Raw genomic sequence first — 1,483 nt, 5'->3', positions numbered from 1 at the left:
GGGTGACTTGGTGTGCCTCTAGCCCACGACATGGACCACGGCCCCCGCTACCTCCTCGCCACCCTCACCGGCATCGTCCTACCCAGCGCCAACCCCACCGCCCTACGCGCCCTCGCCGACCTCTACGACCACCTCGGCCACCAGATCACCCACGAACTCACCCACACCCTCGAACGCGTCCGCACCCACGTCCACACCCACCTCTCCGGCCGCGCCGCCCGCCACTTCGACCGCTCCCTCACCCAGTTCACCACCGGCGAACGCAACTACATCGGCCACGCCGGCACCACCGCCGCCACCCTGGCCACCGAACTACGCAAAGCCGCCGCCAACGCCGAATACATGGCCGCCATGGTCCTGGGCCAACTCGCCCAACTCCTCATCGAGATCGCCTGGGCCATCGCCTCCGCCTACTGGACCTTCGGCGCCTCCCTGAAGATGATCCCCGTCTTCACCGCCATCCGCAGCGCCCTCATCCGCCGCATCCTCGCCTGGTTCCTGCTCACCGTCCCCGGCCACCAGATCATCAGCCAACTCTTCGCCAGCCTCGACAGCATCATCCAACGCGCCCAGATCAACACCGGCACCCGCAAGAAGTGGGACCGGAACATGACCGACATGGCCCACAAAGGCGCCTTCATCGAAGGACTGCTCTCCGCCGGCCTCTCCGCAGGAGTCGACACCCTCCTCGCCAGCCAGATCCGCGCCCTCATCCGCACCAGCCTCGACGACCTCGCCCGCCTCCCCGACCCCCCCGGCCTCAAAACCGGACCCGACCCCCTCCCCACACCCACCACAACACCCCGCACCCCAGACACCACCACAACCAGCACAGGCACCGGCACAGACACAGGAACAGGCACCGGGACAGGAACCAGCACAGGCACCGGAACCAGCAGCCTCAACACCGACCTGGCCGCCCTCCTCTCCCGCCACACCGACGAACTCGCCCTCCCCCACCGCCCCGACACCCCACCCGGCACCACCCCCTGGAACAACCCCGCCACCCTGACCGCCCTCAAAGACGACATGGGCGCCCTCTTCACCCGCCACCTGGCCCACCACCTGGGCACAGACACCGCCCGCACCCTGGGCCAGAACTACGCCACCACCCTCGCCCGCCACTGGGGACAGCCCGACCTGCCCACCCACCTGACCCGCACCCTCGACCACACCCCCCTCCCCCCAGCCCTGCACCACCACCTCTCCACCACCCTGCCCACCACCCTGACCCGCGACCTGAACCGCTTCCACACCCAAACCACCACCCGCGCCCAACACCTGGGCCTGGCCGCCGCCACCGGCGCCACCGAGGGCTACCTCGGCGAAGGCCTCACCAACACCGCCTTCGCCGACGGCTGGAAAGCCTCCGGCTTCTCCGCCCTGGGCGGAGCCGGACAAGCCACCACCCAAACCCTGGCCACCGACACCGCCCTGACCGGCATCAACACCCTCCGCAACCACCCACCCCACACCACAAACA

General features: G+C 69.3%; 1 protein-coding gene. It reads left to right on the top strand.

Features of this window, described 5'->3' with window-relative positions; genetic code table 11:
• Positions 1–30: 30 nt before the first annotated feature.
• The coding region (locus tag ACFHWE_RS23515; protein WP_416604056.1) for a hypothetical protein at positions 31–1,483 on the top strand (1,453 nt) is incomplete at its 3' end.

The sequence above is a fragment of the Nocardiopsis sp. LOL_012 genome (genome assembly GCF_048060475.1).
In the GTDB taxonomy this organism is placed as follows: Bacteria; Actinomycetota; Actinomycetes; order Streptosporangiales; family Streptosporangiaceae; genus Nocardiopsis.
This window is presented reverse-complemented; position numbering and strand designations above follow the sequence as displayed.